At 71.9% G+C, this 5,597-nt stretch carries 5 protein-coding genes; 2 read left to right on the top strand and 3 right to left on the bottom strand.

The features are described from left to right. Window positions 1–110 precede the first annotated feature (110 nt). Window positions 111–1,052 (bottom strand): NmrA family NAD(P)-binding protein, encoded by a 942-nt coding sequence (locus tag ACFWGJ_RS41170; RefSeq protein WP_387334086.1) that lies wholly within the window; start codon window positions 1,050–1,052, stop codon window positions 111–113. A gap of 110 nt (window positions 1,053–1,162) precedes the next feature. Between ACFWGJ_RS41170 and ACFWGJ_RS41165 the strand changes: the two genes are divergently transcribed. Together ACFWGJ_RS41165 and ACFWGJ_RS41160 are read left to right on the top strand one after the other, a co-directional pair. Beyond that, window positions 1,163–1,729: a TetR/AcrR family transcriptional regulator gene (locus ACFWGJ_RS41165; RefSeq protein ID WP_387334085.1), complete on the top strand. Its 567-nt coding sequence runs from the start codon at window positions 1,163–1,165 to the stop codon at window positions 1,727–1,729. Between the two features lie 255 nt (window positions 1,730–1,984). Beyond that, the gene (locus ACFWGJ_RS41160; protein ID WP_387334083.1) at window positions 1,985–3,544 is read left to right on the top strand and encodes a subtype B tannase; all 1,560 of its coding nucleotides are present in this window, start codon (window positions 1,985–1,987) and stop codon (window positions 3,542–3,544) included. Here ACFWGJ_RS41160 and ACFWGJ_RS41155 read toward each other — a convergent pair. Then, the gene (locus ACFWGJ_RS41155) at window positions 3,541–4,140 is read right to left on the bottom strand and encodes a hypothetical protein (protein WP_381833652.1); all 600 of its coding nucleotides are present in this window, start codon (window positions 4,138–4,140) and stop codon (window positions 3,541–3,543) included. The two genes, ACFWGJ_RS41160 and ACFWGJ_RS41155, sit on opposite strands and share 4 nt — an antisense overlap. 181 nt (window positions 4,141–4,321) lie before the next feature. After that, window positions 4,322–5,287, bottom strand: a complete 966-nt coding sequence (gene murQ, locus ACFWGJ_RS41150; protein ID WP_387334082.1) for an N-acetylmuramic acid 6-phosphate etherase — start codon at window positions 5,285–5,287, stop codon at window positions 4,322–4,324. Window positions 5,288–5,597: the final 310 nt, after the last annotated feature.

Genomic DNA, 5,597 nt, shown 5'->3' with positions numbered 1-5,597 from the left:
CCCCTAGGTACCTAGGGGCGCGGGGAACTGCGCAAAAGGGGGCGAGGGGGCGTAGCCCCCATGTGTGGACGGGGATGGGTAGGGGCGGCGGGGGCGGAGTATCTGGCAGGTCAGGGGGTCTGGGGCTGGGGGAGGTGTTGGGTTGTCCACCGTTCGAAGGGGGTCAGCTTGATGCCGAAGTCGCGGGCGTACTGGGGGCGGGCCGGCTGGCCCACCACGTTCAGGCGTTCGTGCGAAGCCCCCATCGGCGGCATCCCCGCGGCCAGCGCCTCCGCCTCCGTCATGTCCGGCGCGGACAGCCGCGTACCCAGAGCCGCGGAGAGGATCTCGGCGATCCGCGCCATCGACAGGTAGTCGCTGGCGAGTTCCAGCTCGACGCGGTCGAACCGTTCCGGCGCGGCGACGGCCGCGGCAGCCGCCACACCGATGTCGTCCACCGCGGCGAGGGACAGACGCGTCGTGGGCTTGAGCACGCTCACGATGCCGCCCTCGACACCGCGCGGGAACAGGAACCGCATCGAGGGCAGGAAGTTCTCCATGAAGAAGCCCGGCTTGAGCAGCGTCCAGCGGGGGAAGCCCGCTGCACGAAGCCGGTCCTGGATCTCCCGCTTGGCCTCCAGCGTGGCCGCCGTCGACGCCCACCGGCCCTCGGCCCAGCCGGGGTCCTCGGTGTGCTGACCGGCACCGCTGACGGAAGTGTGCACGAACTGCGGCACCCCGGCCGCCCGGACGCCCTCGATGAGGTTGACGCCCTGCCGTACCTCCCCGTCGAAGTCGAAGCCGTCCTGCGTGATGCCGGGCATCTGTACGGAGAAGACCGCGCGGGCGCCTTCCGCGGCGCGCGTCACGGAAGCGCGGTCGTGGAGATCGCCGGTGACGAGCTCCGCGCCGAGCGCCTCGACGGCCTTGGCGCGGGCCGTGGCCGGGTCGCGTACCAGGGCTCGTACGGGGATCCCCGCCGAGAGCAGGGCGCGGGTGGTCGCGCCGCCCTGTCTGCCGGTGGCGCCCGTGACCAGGACGGGTGCGAAGTCTGAACGGGTGTTCTCGGGCATGCGGGCGCTCCTCCGAGGTGCTGGCGCATCAAAACGGCGGGGCCCGCCGTTTCCTCTTCGCCTAAGATATGGCGGGGCCCGCCATTTGACAAAGCACGAGGTGAGATCCGATGCCCGACCATCAGCGCGCCGACGCGAGGCGCAACTACGCGCGCATCCTCGCGGTGGCCGAGGAGGAGGTCGCCGCGCACGGGGCGGACGCGTCCCTGGAGCAGATCGCGCGCACCGCGGGGGTCGGCTCCGCCACGGTCCGCCGGCACTTCCCCACGCGTCGCGCACTGCTGGAGGCGGTGTCGCGGACCCGGATCGAGGCGCTCTGCGTGCGCGCCGGGGAACTGACGGACCGGGGTGACAGCAGGGACGCCCTGCTGGAGTGGATGGGCGACGTCGTCGCCTACTGCGTCTCCGCCCGGGGGCTGGCCGCCGCGCTGACGTACGACGGCTCTCCCGCCGACCCGGTGCACGAGAACTCCTGCTCAAGGTCGTTGGAGGAGGCGGGGGTTCCGCTCCTCCGGCGCGCCGTGCGGGACGGCGCGGTGACGGCGGACGTCACGGTCGCCGACCTGATCACCCTCGCGGTCGGCATCGTGCTGGCCACGGAACACCACCGCGACCCGGCGCCGGAGGCGGACCGGCTGTTTCGGTTGGCCGTGGTGGGGCTGAGTCCGCTGGGTTGAGCCCGCTGGGGTGAGCTGCGGGTCGGGTGGTCGGGGCCGCGGGAGCGGGGTGCACGGTCCGGGCCGCGTAAGTTTGCGCCAAAATTGCTGACAATTTTGTGGGCGATTCGCTCGGTATGGCGACGGAGCAGGCAGGACGGGGGTGTCCGGGCCGGTGGCCGGTTCCCCGCGCTGTGGTCTCCGGGGCAGGGGAAGTCCTCAGGAACGGCTGGTGCACTGAGTGCTTCGAGCCGTGCTGGAGGACAGGAGACGGACGTGAAGCGCAGAGCAGTGGTCATGGGGGCAACCGCGGCGACCGTGGGGACGGCGGTCGGGTACGGTCCCGGGGCGCGGGCCGCCACGCAGGGTCGGCGGGCCGGGGCCGGGGCGGGGCTCGGGGCGGGGGCTACGGCGGATCTGGTCTTCGATCCGGACGCCTACGCCGAATCCACCCTCACCATCAAGGACACCGGCGGCGTCGCCCACGAGGTCGTGTACCGCTTCTACAAGGTCGCCTCCTACGTGGCCCGGCCGGTCGACGCGGCCTACCAGTCCCTGAACGTCAGCGTGCCGGTACGGATCGACGGCACGGCCGTCGACGCCACGGACGCGCCGATCCTCCTCGCCAACGGCATCGGCGGCTACCTGCCGTCGTCCGTGGCGGACAACACCGGCATCGTCGCGTCCGGGATGGGCGGCGGCACCAGCCGCCAGGCGCTCGCGCTCGCCGCCGGGTACGTCGTCGTGGAGCCCGGGGCCCGCGGCCGTACGCTCGTCGACGCCTCCGGGGTCTACTACGGCACCGCGCCGGCCGTCATCGTCGACCTCAAGGCGGCCGTGCGGTACTTGAAGTTCAACAAGGGCCGCGTACCCGGCGACGTACGGCGGATCGTCTCGTCTGGGGTCAGCGCGGGTGGTGCCCTGTCCGCGCTGCTCGGCGCGTCCGGTGACAGTCCGCTCTACGACCCGTACCTGAAGGCGATCGGCGCCGCCGACACGAGCGACGCGATCTTCGCCGCCGGGGCCTGGTGCCCGATCACCGACCTCGAACACGCCGACATGGCGTACGAGTGGTGCTGGGGCGCCAACCCGCTGAGCGGCGGCGCGCAGGTCGATCCGACCGTCTCCGGGGAGCTGAGGGCCGCGTACGCCGAGCACCTCGCCTCGCTCGGGCTACGGGCGAAGGGCTTCGGCGCCCTCACCGCGCGCAACCTGGACGCGTACCTGCTGAGGACGCATCTGGAGCCGTCGGCCACGCGGTACCTCGCGGCGCTGCCGGACGCGGACCGGGCCGCCTATCTCGCCGCGAACCCCTTCATCACCTGGACCCCGGGCGGTGTTCCCGGTGGCGGCTCGGGCGGGCGGGCCACCTTCTCCTGGGACGGCTTCCTCACGCATGTGGGCGCCCGGAAGAAGAACGCGCCGTCCTTCGACGGTTTCACCCTGGCCACCCCCGAGAACAACCTGTTCGGCACGGGGACCACCAAGGCCCGGCACTTCACGCTCTACAGCCTGCGGCACGAGAACGGCGACAGCGCCCGCCTGGACGCCGACCTCCCCGCGAAGCTCGACCTGATGAACCCGATGCACCACCTCGTCGACAACCTCAACCACCACCGGGCGAAGCACTGGTGGATACGCCTCGGCACCAAGGACACCGACACCTCGCTGTCGGTCGCCGGCAACCTCTCCGCGCGGCTCACGAGCCTGGGTGACGACGTCGACACCGCGTACTACTGGGACGCCGGGCACGGCGCCGACCAGGATCCGGGCGCCTTCGTCGAGTGGATCGGGGAGGTCTCGGGCCACCGGCACCGGGGCCGGCCCAAGGGCTAGAGGTTTCCCATCGGCTCGATGTCCACCTTCACCGGGGTGCCCCAGATGCGCAGGACCTCGTAGTCCGTGAACTCGTGCACCAGGCGGTACGCCATGCCCGGGCGGGGGCTGCGGCGCTGTGCGGCGAGATACAGCTCGGCCTCCTGCTTGTCGCGGCGGGGCGTGCCGCACAGCTGCCAGGCCTGGCCAGTCCACATCTCCGGGAGCCAGCGCTGCTGGGGCTGGGGCCGGTCGCCCCGGACGCCGTAACGGGACGTGGTGCGTTCCGTGCTCTCGTCCGGGGCCGTCGGGCGGCCCTGCGGGAAGGAGTCCTGGTACGAGTCGTTCACCTTCGAGCGGTGGGCGAGGCGGCGGCGGGTCTCGCAGAGCAGGCACAGGTCGGGGGCGTCCTTGTCCACCGGGCCCGTGGGGTGCTCCGTGCAGCGGGTGGTGGGGGCGGCGGTGGTGACGGTCTCGTCCAGGAGGTCCAGGGCGCGCTTCAGATCCGCCTTCACCTCATGGAGCTTGGCGTCGGGGATCTCGGTGGAGAGGGCGTCTCCGTGCTCGCCCAGCACGCGGAGGGCTCTGCCCAGGGCGGTCAGTTGCGCGTGGTTCACGGTCTTGGGGTCCCTTCCCGGTTGGCTCCACCAGCGTCGCATGAGGCACTGACAGTGTGGGGGGCGTGGGGTGCGCGGAGGGGGGGTGTCGGGTGCGGGTCCGGTGGGGGCTGGTCGCGCAGTTCCCCGCGCCCCTAGAAGATTGCGCCGTTCCCCGCGCCCCTTGATAGCCGCCTGCCGCTCAGGGCTGGTGGGTTGTTGCCAGGGCTTCTCGTAGGTGGCCGTTCGTTGCTTTGAGGAGGTGGGCGGCCGTGGGGGCGTCCACAGTGCCCAGGATCGTGAGGATGGCGTTCTTGACCTCGCCGTCCGTCGCGGCCAGTGCCGCCTCGATCTCCTCGTCGGAGGCACCCGTGGCGAGCGCGACGATACGGCGGGAACGCGCCCGCAGCTTCTCGTTCGAGGCGCGTACGTCGACCATCAGGTTCCCGTACGTCTTGCCCAGGCGGATCATCGTGATCGTCGAGAGCATGTTGAGGACGAGCTTCTGCGCCGTGCCCGCCTTCAGCCGGGTGGAGCCCGTGAGCAGTTCCGGGCCCACCACGACCTCGATGCCGTGCTCGGCCGCCGCCGCCAGCGCGCTGTCCGCGTTGCAGGACAGGCCGACCGTGAGGGCGCCGAGCGCGCGGGCGTGCTCGACGGCCCCGATCGCGTACGGGGTGCGGCCCGAGGCGGAGACGCCGACGACCGTGTCGTCCGCCGTGAGGCCCAGCGCGGACAGGTCCGCGACGGCCAGTTCCGCGGAGTCCTCCGCCCCTTCGGCCGACGTCGTCATCGCGGCCGGACCGCCCGCGATCAGTCCGACCACCTCGGCCGGGTCCGTGTTGAACGTCGGCGGGCACTCCGACGCGTCCAGCACGCCGAGCCGTCCGGCGGTGCCGGCGCCGGCGTAGACGAGCCGGCCGCCGCGTCCCATGCGTTCCGCGATGGCGTCGATCGCGGCCGCGATGTTCGGCAGCTGCGCGGCGACGGCGGTCGGCACGGTGGCGTCCTCACCGTTCATGATCTTCGCGATGTCCAGCGTCGGCAGTCGGTCGATGTCGGAGTGCTCCGGACGGAACGCCTCCGTGGTCAGGCCCTCCAACTCGGCCCGCACACTGCGGTATCCGGAGGACGAGGGGGCGTCGGTGGCGTCGGCGCTTGAGGTCATGTACGGCGACTCTTTCTGGTGCGGGCGGGCTCTCGGGGGCGCGGGAACGGCGCAGTCTGTTGTCTTGGGCTTTCAAGGGGCCGCGGGGAACGGCGCAGTCCTTTCGTCTTTCAGGGGCGGGGAGAACGGCGCAATCTTCTGCTTTCAGGGGCGCGGAGAACGGCGCGATCTTCTGCTTCCAGGGGCGCGGGGAACGGCGCAGTCTTCTGCTTTCAGGGGCGCGGGGAACGGCGCAATCTTTTAAGGGGCGCGGGGAACTGCGCGACCAGCCCCCACCGGCCCGCACCCGACGACGAACCCCCGCCCTCCC

The sequence above is a fragment of the Streptomyces sp. NPDC060205 genome, from assembly GCF_042728395.1.
Lineage (GTDB): Bacteria > Actinomycetota > Actinomycetes > Streptomycetales > Streptomycetaceae > Streptomyces.
Note: the sequence above shows the minus strand (reverse complement) of the source record. Positions and strands in the feature narration are given on the sequence as shown.